Source organism: Arthrobacter sp. Y3223151, assembly GCF_059091125.1.
In genome coordinates this window covers 283,447-296,482 of the sequence record NZ_JBNHGI010000001.1, presented here as the reverse complement: position 1 = coordinate 296,482, position 13,036 = coordinate 283,447, and the positions used below count along the sequence as shown (strand labels likewise).

The 13,036-nt window shown below is 66.1% G+C and carries 15 protein-coding genes; 4 read left to right on the top strand and 11 right to left on the bottom strand.

Features of this window, described 5'->3' with window-relative positions; genetic code table 11:
- The first annotated feature begins 97 nt into the window (after positions 1-97).
- The 3 genes from AC5RUP_RS01435 to AC5RUP_RS01425 all read left to right on the top strand — a co-directional run bounded on the left by AC5RUP_RS01435 (position 98) and on the right by AC5RUP_RS01425 (position 1,925).
- Positions 98-820: an alpha/beta fold hydrolase gene (locus tag AC5RUP_RS01435; protein ID WP_494153376.1), complete on the top strand. Its 723-nt coding sequence runs from the start codon at positions 98-100 to the stop codon at positions 818-820.
- Complete coding sequence (locus AC5RUP_RS01430; RefSeq protein ID WP_494153377.1) at positions 817-1,347, top strand: YbaK/EbsC family protein; 531 nt, start codon at positions 817-819, stop codon at positions 1,345-1,347. The genes AC5RUP_RS01435 and AC5RUP_RS01430 overlap by 4 nt, the downstream gene beginning before the upstream one ends.
- Before the next feature lie 71 nt (positions 1,348-1,418).
- The gene (locus AC5RUP_RS01425; protein WP_494000945.1) at positions 1,419-1,925 is read left to right on the top strand and encodes a ferritin; all 507 of its coding nucleotides are present in this window, start codon (positions 1,419-1,421) and stop codon (positions 1,923-1,925) included.
- Between the two features lie 61 nt (positions 1,926-1,986).
- Here the strand turns inward: AC5RUP_RS01425 and AC5RUP_RS01420 are convergent, their stop codons facing one another.
- The 3 genes from AC5RUP_RS01420 to AC5RUP_RS01410 all read right to left on the bottom strand — a co-directional run bounded on the left by AC5RUP_RS01420 (position 1,987) and on the right by AC5RUP_RS01410 (position 4,727).
- Positions 1,987-2,358: a VOC family protein gene (locus AC5RUP_RS01420; protein ID WP_494153378.1), complete on the bottom strand. Its 372-nt coding sequence runs from the start codon at positions 2,356-2,358 to the stop codon at positions 1,987-1,989.
- A gap of 132 nt (positions 2,359-2,490) precedes the next feature.
- Complete coding sequence (locus tag AC5RUP_RS01415; protein WP_494153379.1) at positions 2,491-4,056, bottom strand: amino acid permease; 1,566 nt, start codon at positions 4,054-4,056, stop codon at positions 2,491-2,493.
- Between the two features lie 314 nt (positions 4,057-4,370).
- Positions 4,371-4,727 (bottom strand): hypothetical protein, encoded by a 357-nt coding sequence (locus tag AC5RUP_RS01410; protein WP_494153380.1) that lies wholly within the window; start codon positions 4,725-4,727, stop codon positions 4,371-4,373.
- 176 nt (positions 4,728-4,903) lie between these two features.
- On the opposite strand from AC5RUP_RS01410, the gene AC5RUP_RS01405 reads away from it, so the two are divergent.
- On the top strand, positions 4,904-5,353 hold the full coding sequence (locus AC5RUP_RS01405) for a MarR family winged helix-turn-helix transcriptional regulator (RefSeq protein WP_494065167.1): 450 nt from the start codon (positions 4,904-4,906) through the stop codon (positions 5,351-5,353).
- A gap of 96 nt (positions 5,354-5,449) precedes the next feature.
- Here AC5RUP_RS01405 and AC5RUP_RS01400 read toward each other — a convergent pair whose 3' ends face one another.
- From AC5RUP_RS01400 to ureC, 8 genes are all read right to left on the bottom strand, one after another.
- Complete coding sequence (locus tag AC5RUP_RS01400) at positions 5,450-6,238, bottom strand: ABC transporter ATP-binding protein (protein WP_494065166.1); 789 nt, start codon at positions 6,236-6,238, stop codon at positions 5,450-5,452.
- The gene (locus tag AC5RUP_RS01395) at positions 6,235-7,248 is read right to left on the bottom strand and encodes an ABC transporter substrate-binding protein (RefSeq protein WP_494153381.1); all 1,014 of its coding nucleotides are present in this window, start codon (positions 7,246-7,248) and stop codon (positions 6,235-6,237) included. Before AC5RUP_RS01395 ends, AC5RUP_RS01400 begins: the two co-directional genes overlap by 4 nt.
- 54 nt (positions 7,249-7,302) lie before the next feature.
- Positions 7,303-8,385 (bottom strand): FecCD family ABC transporter permease, encoded by a 1,083-nt coding sequence (locus AC5RUP_RS01390; protein WP_494153394.1) that lies wholly within the window; start codon positions 8,383-8,385, stop codon positions 7,303-7,305.
- 64 nt (positions 8,386-8,449) lie between these two features.
- Positions 8,450-9,304, bottom strand: a complete 855-nt coding sequence (locus tag AC5RUP_RS01385) for an urease accessory protein UreD (RefSeq protein ID WP_494153382.1) — start codon at positions 9,302-9,304, stop codon at positions 8,450-8,452.
- Positions 9,301-9,915, bottom strand: a complete 615-nt coding sequence (gene ureG, locus AC5RUP_RS01380; protein ID WP_494153383.1) for an urease accessory protein UreG — start codon at positions 9,913-9,915, stop codon at positions 9,301-9,303. Before ureG ends, AC5RUP_RS01385 begins: the two co-directional genes overlap by 4 nt.
- 63 nt (positions 9,916-9,978) lie before the next feature.
- A complete protein-coding gene (locus AC5RUP_RS01375) occupies positions 9,979-10,692 on the bottom strand; it encodes an urease accessory protein UreF (RefSeq protein ID WP_494153384.1) in 714 nt (237 codons plus the stop codon).
- Positions 10,673-11,146, bottom strand: a complete 474-nt coding sequence (ureE, locus tag AC5RUP_RS01370; RefSeq protein ID WP_494132437.1) for an urease accessory protein UreE — start codon at positions 11,144-11,146, stop codon at positions 10,673-10,675. Before ureE ends, AC5RUP_RS01375 begins: the two co-directional genes overlap by 20 nt.
- Before the next feature lie 29 nt (positions 11,147-11,175).
- Positions 11,176-12,888, bottom strand: a complete 1,713-nt coding sequence (gene ureC, locus AC5RUP_RS01365; protein WP_494000933.1) for an urease subunit alpha — start codon at positions 12,886-12,888, stop codon at positions 11,176-11,178.
- Between the last annotated feature and the right edge of the window lie 148 nt (positions 12,889-13,036).

Sequence of the window (13,036 nt, the reverse complement as noted above, 5' to 3'; positions counted from 1 at the left end):
CGTTGTTCTCCTCCGGAGCCGCCTCAGGGACCGTCGTTGTCCTGAATTGTGTCCGAAGGGTGTTCCGGGTCACGGTCGGGCACTAGAGTCACCTGACATGGACATCATCCTGGTACCCGGATTCTGGTTGGACGCATCCTCGTGGGCGGAGGTAACCCCGCCGTTGGCCGCCGCCGGGCACCGGGTCCGCCCGTTGACGCTGCCCGGGCTGGAAGCACCGGATGCGCCGCGGGCGGGGATCGGCCTGCGCGACCACATCGACGCGACCGTCAAGGCCGTGGACGGCGTGGACGGGCCGGTGGTCCTCGTGGGCCACTCCGGCGGCGGGGCCATCATCCACGGCGTGGTAGACCAGCGCCCGGACAGGATCGCCCGCGCCGTCTACGTGGACAGCGGCCCGCTCGGCGAAGGCGGCGTGATCAATGACGAGCTGCCGGTCGAAGGCGACGACGTGCCGTTGCCGGACTGGAGCCTCTTCGAGGAAGAAGACCTGGCGGACCTCGACGAGGGGCTCCGCGCCGCGTTCCGTGCCCGGGCCATTCCGCAGCCGAGGGGCGTCGCCTCCGATCCGCAGCACCTGTCCGACGAACGGCGCTTCAACGTGCCGGTCACGGTGATCACCTGCGAGTTCACGCCCGAACAGCTGCAGGGCTGGATCGACGCCGGCGCACTCCAGGTGGTCGAACTGGCCAGAATCCGGGACGTGGAGTACGTGCACCTGCCCACGGGGCACTGGCCGCAGTTCACCAAACCGGCCGAGCTCGGCGAAGCCATCCTGGCCGCAGTGACCAAGACCGTTGAGGCAACCGGGGCGCAGTGAGCACAGCCAAACTCCTGCCCGCCGTCGAGGCTGCGCTCGCCGGGCACGGCCTCACCTGCGAAGTCCTCGCCTGCGACCCGGACCTGGCGGACACGGCGGCGTTTTGCGCACACTACGGCTTCACCCTGGAGCAGTCGGCCAACACTATTCTGGTGGCGTCGAAGAAGGTGGAACCGGCCAAATACGCGGTATGCGTGGTGCTGGGGACAGCCCGGCTGGACGTGAACAAGAAGGTCCGGGAACTGCTGGGCGTGAAGCGCGCGTCCTTTGCCGATGCGGAGACCACCAAAGCCGTGACCGGCATGGAGATCGGGGGAGTGACCGCCGTCGGAACCTCCGGCCAGCCCGTTTACATCGACGCCGCCGTGATCGGCCGGGAACGCGTGGTGATGGGCGGCGGGAACCGGTCCAGCAAACTGCTGCTCAAGCCGGAGGAGCTGCTCAAGCTGCCCGGCGCCGTCGTGATTGAAGGGCTGGCGAAGCCCGGCGTGCCGCTGAACGCCACCGACAGCCCGGGGAACGGATAGCACAGGCTTTCCTAATCTTGGCTTGCCTTACCTTGCTGGCGGGGATACAAAGCGGCGCCTAATCTGGAGCCATGGGACTCACAGGAAAACTCGCAGAAGCGTTTAACGACCAGGTCACGCTGGAACTCCAGGCCTCCGTGGTCTACCGCCAGCTCGCCATCGAAATGGATGCCATCGACCTGCCCGGGATCGCCGGCTGGTTCCGCGCCCAGGCCGAGGAAGAAGTGGTCCACGCGAACAAGTTCATCGAGCACATGATGGACCGCGGCGCCCACCCGAAGATCCAGGCGATCACGGCTCCGACAATTTTCGCCGAGACCGTACTGCAGGCGTTCGAAGCCTCGCTGGCACACGAGAAGAAGGTCTCCGAGTCGATCCGCGACCTGTACCGGCTCGCCCAGCAGGAGGGCGACATCGACTCCATTCCGCTGCTCAACTGGTTCGTCGACGAGCAGTTGGAGGAAGAAGCCACGGTCGGTGAAATCATCGGCCGGGTCAAGCTGGTCAACGACGACGGGCCCGGCCTGCTGCGCCTGGACGAGCAGCTCGGTTCCCGCACCGGCGAAGCCAGCAGCTAGCAAAGCGACGGACGACGTCGGTGCCCGGGCGGGCGCCGACGTCGCCTGCTCGTCTCGGGAATCAGACGTGCTGGTCGACGATGACCGGGTTGCCGTCCGGGTCCTGCAGAACGAAGCTGGCAGGACCGGTCGTTGCCTCGTCTGCTTCCGACAGGAATTCCACGCCCTCCGCTTTCAATTGCCGCTGGAGGTCGCGCACGTCTGCGAATGAGTCAAGGGCCTGGGCGTCTTGATTCCAGCCCGGGTTGAAGGTCAAGGCGTTCTTGTCGAACATGCCCTGGAAGAGTCCGATGACGGCCTCACCGTTCTTCAGGATCAGCCAGTTCTGCGTGATGTCACCGCCGTGCTTGCTGAACCCGAGCTTCTCGTAGAACGCGGCAGAAGCCGCAAGGTCCTTCACTGCGAGGCTGAGCGAAAAAGCGCCGAGTTGCATGTGTTGCTCCATTCTCCGAAACCCTGGACTCCTCGCATCATAGCCACGGCGTGTCCGGGTGGGGCACATAGACGAAAACACCCGGGGTCCCGGACGGCGGGAGCGGCCGACCCATAGGCCGGGGGCCCGGAGCTAGGGCTCCGGGTTGTGCCGGTGGTCCTTTCGGTCGCGGACACGCTGCTCGTGCTCCAGCCGGCGGTGCTCCTCGCGCTGGTGTTCGAGTGCTATGAGTTCCGGATGGTTCAGCCGCGAATGCTGGCGGCCGTAGAGGAAGTAGATGGCGAAGCCGATAAGCAGCCAGACAGCGAAGCGCACCCAGGTGAGCGTGGTCAGGTTCAGCATCAGCCAGAAGCACAGCACAGCGGAGAGGATCGGCACCACGGGCGAGCCCGGGACACGGTAGGCGCGGGGCAGATCCGACCGCTTCCTCCTGAGCACGACGATGCCGATGCTCACCAGCACGAAGGCTGAGAGGGTGCCGATGTTGATCATTTCTTCCAGAACGTCCACGTTGGTGAACCCCGCCACTAAGGCAACCAGGGCCCCGGCCAGGATTTGCACGCGCGCCGGGGTTTTTTGGTGCTCCGTTGTGTGGCTGAGCCATCGCGGCAGCAGGCCGTCACGGCTCATCGCGAAGGCAACCCGGGCGAGGCCCATCAACAGGACCATGATGACGGTGGTAAGCCCGATCAGGATGCCGACCGAAATGACCTGCGCGGCCCAGTCCGCCCCGACTCCTATGAACGCCGTGGCCAGCGAGGCCTCATCGGCTTCCGCCAGCTCCCGGTAGGAGACCATGCCCGTCAGGGCCAGGGTGACCAGGATGTACAGCACGGTCACGATCGCCAGGCCGCCGAAAATACCCCGCGGCAGCGTCTTTTGCGGGTTGCGCACCTCTTCCGCGCTCGTAGCCACGACGTCGAATCCAATGAAGGCGAAGAAAACCAGTGCCGCACCCGCCAGGATGCCCACCACGCCGTACTGCTGGGGCTCGGCACCGCTGAGGAAGGAGAAGAGCGACTGCGTCCAGACGTTCCCCCCGGCGCTCGCGGTGGCGACCGGATCCGGCACGAACGGTGTGTAGTTTTCTGCCCGTACGTACGTGAAGCCGACGACGATCACGAACAGGACAATGGCAACCTTGATGATGGTGAACACGTTGTTCACCCGGGCCGACAGCTCGGTGCCAAGGACCAGCAGGGTCGTGAAGACGGCAACGATCAGCAGCGGGCCCCAGGTAAGCTCCAGGCCGAGGACATTCACCGTGGTCGGGACATTGACGTCAAAGAGCAGGAAGACGTTGCTGAGATAGATCCCCCAATATTTCGCGATGACGGCCCCTGCCGTGAACAGCTCCAGAATCAGGTCCCAGCCGATGATCCAGGCCAGCAGTTCGCCCAGGGTTGCGTAGGTATAGGTGTAGGCGCTGCCGGCCACGGGAATGGCCGACGCGAACTCGGCGTAGCACATGATGGCCAGCGCGCAGGTGATGGCCGCCAACACGAAGGACACCGTCACGGCCGGGCCGGCGTAGCTGCCGGCGGCCTTCGCACCGACGGAAAAGATGCCGGCCCCGACGGCGACTGCCACACCGAGGACCATCAGGTCGAAGGTGCTGAGCGTGCGTTTCAGCTCGCGCCCCGGCTCCGTCATATCCGCGATGGACTGCTCGATTGATTTGGTCCGAAAGAGGCTCATGGGACCAGTATTCTCAGGATGGCCTACCCTCGATACCCTTCGCCGGGAAGAGGGTGCGGCAACCCGCAAAACGGATCGTTCCAGCACTCCGCGGGGCGACTCCGGGACGCCCGGTTGGCGAGGTGGCCGCCGCGATTTTGGTATCCCTCAGCCCGCGAAACCGATCCGGCTGACCAGAGCCGGCAGTGTCATCTCGACGCCGGCGCTTCGATCTTCCGGGGGTAGGGGCTGACCGCCCCGTTTGAGGTTGCAGGGCCGTCGACGTCGTGGCTCAGCAGTGCCGCCTTTGAGGCCGACCGTGCGGCACCGCGGGGTCACCCGATGGCCACTAAGTCCTGGGAGTTCGCGCCAGCCCCGCCGGTCGGTGCCGGGAGGGCGGAGGCACATGTTCCGGCGGCCGCGGCAACCAGCTCTGCAGGCACACCGGAGGCCAGTGCGGCGGTTGTCTGCTCCTGGAAGACGACCTTCGCCTGGTCGAGCGCCCATTCCGCCGCCTCGACTTGTCCCGCGCGGACCGTAACTGCTTCCAGTGCTTTCTTCTGCCCGGGGGTCAGATCGGAAACCGACTGGACCTGTCCTTCGGGGAGTGCGCCTGCTTCTGGTGGCCGCCCGGTATAGATCGTGGAGTCCAGCTCCGCAATGGACAGGGGCAGCGTGTTGGGTTCGTTCACGGGATCCATCGGTGTCCCTTTCAAGGGAAAATGCAGCGCTTCTTCCTGTGGCGGGAGGGCGCTTTCTGCGTGGTGGAGACAGACAGGCCCGTCTCCTGAGTCGAAGCCTACAGCAAAGGCCCAGCACCGAGGCTAAACCATTGACCATTCAAAGGTCAGTTTGCTTATAATCCTGCATGCCCGATCTTTCGAAATGGCCCATGCCCCGGCTCCTGTCCACAGCCGCGAGGCTTGTCGAATACGAGTGGAACGAGCAGTTGGCTTCCCTCGGCCTGACCCACGCCGGAGCAACGGTGCTGGAAATCCTGGCCGTCGAGGGGCCGATGGCGCAGGCGCAGCTGGCAAAGCGCGTGCGGGTGCAGCCCCAGACCGTGGGCAAGACCCTGGCACGGCTGGAAGCGACTGGCTACATATCCCGAGCCCGCAGCAAAAACGACCGCCGCGAGCAACGGGTTAACATCTCGGAGCGAGGCGAGGCGACCTTCCAACACGTGGTGAAACTGGGACAGGAGCTTTTGGGCGAGGACGACGGCGAGATCGAGGAGCTCAAGACGCGGCTCGTCGGTGTCATTCGTGACCTCGGTAACGACAGGTTTGGCATCAAGAGGCCCTTGCGCCCCACCTAGCCGGCAGAGACGCAACGGAATCGTCTACGTTGGCTGAGGCCGCCGCCATGCCTTCGACGGTTGTTCTTGGCCACTCGCCGTGGACAAGGGACGCACTCAGTTTGATGGCCGAGCTACAGGGAATGGGCTGAACACCAGTTGGAAGCCGTCGTCGACTGGGAAACGGCGGACCCCGATCTTGTACACCGGCTCAAGGTATTCCGGGACCAGGACCTCGGACGGTGTGCCGGCTGCGACCACCCGGCTTTCGTTGAGTAGCAGGACGCGGTCGCAGTAGGCAGCGGCGAGGTTGAGGTCGTGCAGGACCACGACGATGGCATGGTTGTTGGTCCCCGCCAGATCGCGCACCAGCTTGAGGATCTCGTGTTGATAGCGGATGTCCAGATGATTGGTCGGTTCGTCGAGCAGCAGGTGCGTGGCTTCCTGCGCCAGCGCCCGGGCGATCAGTACCCGCTGCCGTTCCCCGCCGGAGAGCAGCTCGAAGCTCTGGTCCGCCTGGCCAAGCATGCCGACCCGTTCCAGCGCGCGAGCGGCGGCCTGTTCGTCCCGCGCCTTACGCCGACCCAGCCGCGGCTGGTGCGGGGTGCGGCCCAGCAGCACCATGTCGGAAACCAGCAGCGGCAGGTCGCCCGGCGTCTCCTGCACGACCACGGAGACCGTCCTCGCGCGCTCCTGTGCGTTGAGGCGGAGCAGTTCCGTGTGGTCCAGCATGACGGTGCCGGCGTGCGGGGCCAGTGATCCGTACAGGATCCGCAGCAGGGTACTCTTGCCGCTGCCGTTCGGTCCCACCAGGCCGAGGACTTCGCCGTGCCGGGCGTGGAGGTCAACGCGGTCCAGGACGTTGCGGGAGCCGTAGGAAAAGGAGATGCCGGAGCCGGAAATCACTGGCCGAACCGCTCGGCGATCCGCTCGAGTCCGGTGACCGACAGCGGGGACGGCGGCTCGGTGAAGTTGAACAGTTGCACGAGGATGTCATCGTTGGCGACGGCGGTCATGGAGGAGGCTCCCTTCAAAGACGTCACGGCGTCGGCGACCTCGCGTGGGTCCCCGGCGGAGTGGAGCAGGATCAGGACATCGGGGTTACGGCCAATGAGTTCCTCGCGCGTGACCTCGAAGACCCTCTGGTTGATGTCGTCGAAAACGTTTTTCAGCCCGGCGGCTTCCAACTGCGGTTGGGCCATGGACTCGGTGCCGTAGGCGTAGGTGCTTCCGCCGCCGACTGTCGGGTAAAGGACGGCCGCAGTGCGGCCACCGGTGCCGGCCGTCCTGGCGGTGATTTGCTCCACCCTGGCCTTGAGCTCGCCGGCTGCTTTCTCCGCCCGGTTTTCGACGTCGAACACCTTGCCGTAGGTGCGGAGCTGATCTTCAATAGTGCTGAACTCCGGCGTTTGCGGGGCGTCGGGGCAAAAGGACGGTTCCTGCAGCATCGGGATGCCGGCGGCGGCAAGTGTTTCACGGTTGAGGTTTTCAGCCGAGCCGAGGACGAGGTCCGGTTTCTGCGCCAGGACGACTTCCTGCGAAATCTGCAGGTGCCCCGTTGTGTCCAAGCGGTCGGTCAAGAGCGGAATGCGGGCGAATTCGGTTTCGGTGGCTGGGTCGAAGTATTCGGACGGGTAGACGCCTGCGCGGGCCACGACCGTTTCCATGACACCCAGTGCTGCCAGGTAGGAAACCGGTGAACTGTCCAGCAGGACAACCCGTTCCGGCGGCGCCTCCAGGGTGACTGCTGCGCCGCAATTGGTGACGGTCAGCGGGTACCCATCGGCCTCGGGTGCCTCGGGGGCCCCGGCGTTTTCGGCGTTCCCGGCGCTCCCGAAAGTCCCGGCGCAGCCGGCCAGGCCGAAGGCCAATGCCGCCGCGGCTGCGGCGGACAGCAGGTGGGCGGCAGCTTTCATGAATTCTCCTCAGGCTAGTGGATGTGAGCGATAACGCGGGCGTGGGGTAAACACTCAGCCCGCCGGGCGCATCCTGCGGATGAGGTAAAGCAGGAAGGGAGCCCCGATGAAAGCCGTGATGATCCCGATCGGCAATTCCTGCGGCTGCAGCAGGGTCCGAGCGAGCAAGTCGGCCCAGATCAGGAAGATCCCGCCGAGCAGGGCAGAGACCGGGACAACCCGGGAGTGGGCGGCGCCGACCAGCCTGCGGGCCAAATGCGGAACTACCAGTCCAACGAAACCGATCGATCCGGAGGCCGCGACGACCACGCCGATGCACAGGGAGATGATGACCAGTAGTTGGGTGCGGAACCTGCCGGGTGCAACGCCGACAATGTGCGCAGTTTCGTCACCGATGGCCAGAGCGTCCAAACGCCGTCCGCTGAGAGCCAGCAGGCAAGTGGTTATCAGGACCACCACGACGACGATCGCCAGGGGGCTTCCCCACCTGGCCAGGGCCAGGGACCCAAGCAGCCAGAACATCACGGAGCGGGCGCCCTCTGCGGAGCCCGAGGCGAAGATCAGGAAGCTGGTCACGGCGGTCAGCGCGTACCCGATCGCAACGCCGGCCAGCAGCAACCGGATTGAGGTTACCCGTCCGGCCGAGCGTGCGACCAGGAAGACCATCATCGACGCGGTCAGCGCACCGATGAAGGCGCTCGCGGGCAGAGCGTGTTCGCCCACACCCAAACCGACGCCGAACAGGATCATGGCTGCTGCACCACTGGAAGCCCCCGAATTTATGCCGAGCAAGTAGGGGTCCGCCAGCACGTTGCGCACCATTGCCTGCAGGGCTGCTCCGCATACCGCCAATCCGGCGCCAACAGCGCATCCGAGCAGCACGCGGGGCAGCCTCACGTCCCAAACAATTGCAGAGGCTGTTGGATCAGGCTGATACGCGGATAGTTGGCCCGGCATATGCGACCAGATCACTTGGGCTACGGTCGCGGTATTCAGCATGACGGGCCCGGTCGCCACGGACAGCACCATTCCGGCGAGGAGAAGCGCGGCCAGCGTCAAGACCCAGAAGAGATGGCGACGCCGGAGCCTTGACCGCAGCAGCGGGTCCGAGTCGCATGAGGTGTGGCCGTCGCGCATGTCGCGTTCGCGCGGGGCAGGGGCCGGTGACGGGAAGAAGATCATTGCCTCCAACAAGGCTCGGTCAGTACTTGCGAAGATTCAGTGGTTGCTGGCCGAACCAGCGGTGGCGGAGCAGATCGACGGCGGCGTGCAGCATGGCGTTCAGCGTGTCGGTGCTGCGGGACAGGGCGCGCAGGGCGAAGCCCGGGCCGTTGAGCAGCGACAGGCCGAGCTGCCCGCCGGGGTCCATCGGGGCCAGCAGGTCCTGCAACTCCCGCACCAAGACGTCGTCCACCCGGGGGTCGACCACGAGCATCGAGCCCAGGTGTGAATAGTCCTCGAGGAAGAGCATGCTGGACAGCGGCGCGTCCGGATCGGCGGGGCGGATCAACAGGTTGTCCAGGGCGAGCAGGCGGCCGTCGCGGTAGATGTCGTTGCGGATGCGCACCTCCTCATAGCGGAAGGGCCTGCCGTCCGGGGACCAGCCGGGAGTGACCACGTCACACATCACCAGGGAGGAGTCCGCGGCGAGTTCGACGACGGTCTCCTGCCGGTAGGTGGCCTCCCGGTACGCGATGAGCTGGTCGGGCAGGTACTCCAGGCTTGCACCGGGGCCGAGCCGGAACCGGGTGTGTTGCACGGCCGGATCGCCCGGCGTCCGGTAGATCTTGGTGGCGGACTGGGTGGTCAGCAGCAGGCGGGCCTGGTCCTCGACCTGGACGTCCACCTCGTAGACATCCCCTCCCAGGTAGCCGCCGCCCGGGTTGACGATCGTGTAAGCGACCTGGGCGGACGCGTCCAGGTAGTGGGGGCGGATGACGCGCAGCGCGCCCTGGTGGTATTGCGAGGTGGCGACGCCGCGGCCGCCGCGCTGGCCCACCGTCAGGCGCAGCTCACCGGTGGGAAGCTGCACGCCCGCCGGCTGGGCCGCGCTCATTGTGCCAGGTCCTGCATCAGCACGTCGCGGCGGAGCCAGGCGATGACCTTGTCCAGGCCCTCGTCCGTCTTCAGGTTGGTGAAGCAGAACGGCCTGTCTCCGCGGAATTCCTTCGAGTCGGACTCCATCACCGACAGGTCGGCGCCCACGAACGGCGCCAGGTCGGTCTTGTTGATGATGAACAGGTCCGACTTGATCATGCCCTGGCCGGCCTTGCGCGGGATCTTCTCGCCCTGCGCCACGTCGATGATGTAGATGGAGAAGTCCACCAGTTCCGGACTGAACGTCGCCGAAAGGTTGTCGCCCCCGCTTTCGATGAACACGACCTGCAGGTCCGGGTGCCGGTTGACTAATTCCTCCACCGCGGCGGAGTTCATCGAGGTGTCCTCGCGGATGGCGGTGTGCGGGCAGCCGCCGGTCTCGATGCCGATGATCCGGTCCAGCGGCAGCACGCCGTTGGCGGCCAGGATCTTCGCGTCCTCAATGGTGTAGATGTCGTTGGTGATGGCGGCCATGGAGATTTCGCCGGACAGGTGCCGGGTCAGGCGCTCGACCAGCTGGGTCTTGCCGGCGCCGACGGGGCCGCCGATGCCGATCTTGATGGGTTCCATTGTCTTACTCCTTGTTCCGTGGGCCGGCCGCGGGCGGCCGGGTCTTGTGGTGGCGGCGGCACGTCAGGACATGAACATGCGGGCGCGCTGCCGCTCGTGGCGCATTTGGGCGATTTCCAGTCCCGGGGCGGCGGCGCCGAAGTCGCCGCGTCCCAGCCCGGCGATCCTCGCCGTTGCGGCGGCGATCTCCGGATGGGCCTGGCGCAGCACCCGCTGCCCGGCGTCCTGGCCGATCGGGATGCCGCGGATGGCGTTCTGCGTCAGCGACGTCGCCGTCGAAAACAGGTAGGTGCCCAGCAGCTCCGGCAGCGGAACGTGCAGGCTGCGCCCGGCGATGGCGAACGCCAGCGCCGGATGCCCGCTGCACGCGCCGCTGGCGACGTCCTCGCGGTACTGCTCGATCTCGTCGCTGTCGAGGATGACCGAGGCGATCTGGAGCATCCGCGCACCCATTTTCACGCCCGCCTCGCGCACCTGCCGCGGCAGGGCCTGCGCCGCCAGCATCACGTCCAGCTCCCGCAGCTCCGCCGTCGAGCGGGCTTCCAGGGCCAGCCGGATGGCGAGGCCGTCGCTGTACGTCAGCTGGGTGTGGATGAACTGGCCGAGCCAAACCGCGAAGGTCTTTTCGTCGCGGACCAGCCCGCGTGTCAGGAACGTCTCGAGCCCGAACGAGTGGCTGAAGGCGCCCGTGGGCAGGGCGGAGTCGGCCAGCTGCAGCAGGGGCAGCAGGTACGACGACGGGTGGCGCCCGGGTGCCTCAGTGCGTGTGTTCGGCATGTCGAAACGGCACGGGCATGACCCGCTCCTGCCGGGAGTAGGGCACCTGCATGTGCTGCAGATAGTCTTCGACGGTGTGGTCGTACTGCACCACCATGACCTCCGCCCGGTAGTCGCTTCCGGCGTCGAAAAATTGCGCCTGGAGGTGCCGGTTGCCCAGGCTGTGGGCCACCACGCCCATCTCGCGGATGGTGCGCGGGGCGATCACCAGCACGTCCGTGGGCAGGACGCTGACCACGATGACGTTCGACTCGTCGCGGAACAGGATGTCGCCGTCGCGCAGGTCTCCCGGCGTGGCCAGGCGGATGCCGATTTCGCGGCCGTGATCGGTGGTCACGCGCTGGACGCGTTTGACCAGTTCGCTGCTGGGAAGTGCCACCTTCTCCTCGTGCAGGCCGGCAAGCTCCGCGTGCGGAAGATCGTGCCGGTTGGCGATGACGCGCTCAATAATCATTGACTACGTCCTTTCGGGTATGGCTCGGTCTAGAACAGGAAGTAGCGCTGGGCCATGGGCAGCACGGTCGAGGGCTCGCAGGTCGCTACTTCACCGTTGACCGTGACGGTGTAGGTTTGCGGGTCGACCTGGATGTCCGGGGTCTCCCCGTTGTACTTCAGGTCGGCCTTGGTCAGGGTGCGGATGCCGTGGGCCGCGCGGACGGTCCGGCGCAGGTTCAGCCGGTCCGGGATGCCCTCGTCGATGGCGATCTTCGGCATGAACGTGATCGAGGATGAGTGCACGGCGCTGCCCAACGCCCCGAAGTTGTGCCGGAGGGTCCGCGGCTGCGGGGTAGGAATGGAACCGTTCGCGTCGCCCATGATGGACTGCACGATTTGTCCGCCCTTGATCACCATCTCCGGTTTGACGCCGAAGAAGGCCGGATCCCAAAGCACCAGATCGGCGAACTTACCCACCTCGACGCTGCCGACGGAGTCGGCGATGCCGTGGGCGAGCGCGGGGTTGATGGTGTACTTGGCGACGTAGCGCTTGAGTCGGAAGTTGTCGCCGATTTCCGGGTCTTGCTCGAACTTGCCCCGCTGGCGCTTCATAGCATCCGCCACCTGCCAGGTCCGCAGCACCATCTCGCCGACACGGCCCATGGCCTGGGCGTCCGAGCTGGTGATCGAGAAGACGCCGAGGTCATGCAGCACGTCTTCGGCGGCGATAGTCTCCTTGCGGATCCGGGAGTCGGCGAAGGCCACGTCTTCGGGGATGTCCGGGTTCAGGTGGTGGGCGACCATGAGCATGTCCAGATGCTCGTCGAGCGTGTTGGTGGTGTAGGGCAGGGTCGGGTTGGTCGAAGCCGGCAGGACGTTGGGCAGCCCGGCGACGCGGATGATGTCCGGGGCGTGCCCGCCGCCGGCGCCTTCGGTGTGGAAGGTGTGGATCACGCGGCCGTCGATGGCGCGGATGGTGTCCTCCACGAAACCGCATTCGTTGAGGGTGTCGGCGTGGATGGCGACCTGCACGTCGAACTCGTCGGCGATCCGCAGCGACATGTCGATCGAGGAGGTTGTGGCGCCCCAGTCCTCGTGCACCTTGAAGCCGATGGCCCCGGCCCGGATTTGTTCGGCCAGCGGACCGCGCGCGCTGGCGTGGCCCTTGGCCAGCAGCCCGATGTTGATCGGCAGGTCGTCAACCGCCTGCAGCATCCGGCCGATGTGCCACGGCCCCGGCGTCACGGTGGTCGCCTTGGAGGCATCCGACGGCCCGGCGCCGCCGCCGATCAGGGTAGTGACGCCGTTCGCCAGGGCCACCGGCACCTGGTCGGGGCTGATGAAGTGAACGTGCGTATCGATGCCGCCCGCGGTGAGGATCTTGTGCTCCCCGGCGATCACGTCCGTCGCGGCACCAATGGTGATGTCGACGCCGTCGGAGATGTCCGGGTTGCCGGCCTTGCCGATCTTGAAGATGTGCCCGTCACGCAGTGCCACGTCGGCCTTGTAGATGCCGCTGTAATCCAGCACGACGACGTTGGTGATGACCGTGTCCGGAATGTCCTGGTCGCGGGTGCGCTGTCCGTTCTGGCCCATGCCGTCCCGGATGACCTTCCCGCCGCCGAAGACCACTTCCTCGCCGTAGCGCGTGTAGTCGTGTTCGATCTCCAGCAGCAGGTCGGTGTCCGCGAGCCGGATCGCATCGCCGGTGGTCGGCCCGTACATCTCCGCATAGTGCCTGCGGTTCATCTCGAAGCTCATCGCTGTCCCTCCCCGCCGCCGTCGGTCTTCTCGCCGGTAGTTTGTTCGGTCTTCTCCGCGGCCTCGCCGCGCCCGCCCGCCTTCCTGCCGGCGCCGGCGGCCTTCGGGCCGCGGGATTCATCGATCGGGTCCATGCCGTACGTGGTGT

Excerpts from the sequence above, each read along its gene's own strand:
- ureE (WP_494132437.1), bottom strand. The coding sequence starts at position 11,146 with ATGATTATTGAGCGCGTCATCGCCAACCGGCACGATCTTCCGCACGCG.
- AC5RUP_RS01425 (WP_494000945.1), top strand. The coding sequence starts at position 1,419 with ATGGGACTCACAGGAAAACTCGCAGAAGCGTTTAACGACCAGGTCACG.
- AC5RUP_RS01395 (WP_494153381.1), bottom strand. The coding sequence starts at position 7,248 with ATGAAAGCTGCCGCCCACCTGCTGTCCGCCGCAGCCGCGGCGGCATTG.
- AC5RUP_RS01405 (WP_494065167.1), top strand. The coding sequence starts at position 4,904 with ATGCCCGATCTTTCGAAATGGCCCATGCCCCGGCTCCTGTCCACAGCC.
- AC5RUP_RS01375 (WP_494153384.1), bottom strand. The coding sequence starts at position 10,692 with ATGCCGAACACACGCACTGAGGCACCCGGGCGCCACCCGTCGTCGTAC.
- ureC (WP_494000933.1), bottom strand. The coding sequence starts at position 12,888 with ATGAGCTTCGAGATGAACCGCAGGCACTATGCGGAGATGTACGGGCCG.
- AC5RUP_RS01435 (WP_494153376.1), top strand. The coding sequence starts at position 98 with ATGGACATCATCCTGGTACCCGGATTCTGGTTGGACGCATCCTCGTGG.
- AC5RUP_RS01385 (WP_494153382.1), bottom strand. The coding sequence starts at position 9,304 with ATGAGCGCGGCCCAGCCGGCGGGCGTGCAGCTTCCCACCGGTGAGCTG.
- ureG (WP_494153383.1), bottom strand. The coding sequence starts at position 9,915 with ATGGAACCCATCAAGATCGGCATCGGCGGCCCCGTCGGCGCCGGCAAG.
- AC5RUP_RS01415 (WP_494153379.1), bottom strand. The coding sequence starts at position 4,056 with ATGAGCCTCTTTCGGACCAAATCAATCGAGCAGTCCATCGCGGATATG.
- AC5RUP_RS01390 (WP_494153394.1), bottom strand. The coding sequence starts at position 8,385 with ATGCGCGACGGCCACACCTCATGCGACTCGGACCCGCTGCTGCGGTCA.
- AC5RUP_RS01420 (WP_494153378.1), bottom strand. The coding sequence starts at position 2,358 with ATGCAACTCGGCGCTTTTTCGCTCAGCCTCGCAGTGAAGGACCTTGCG.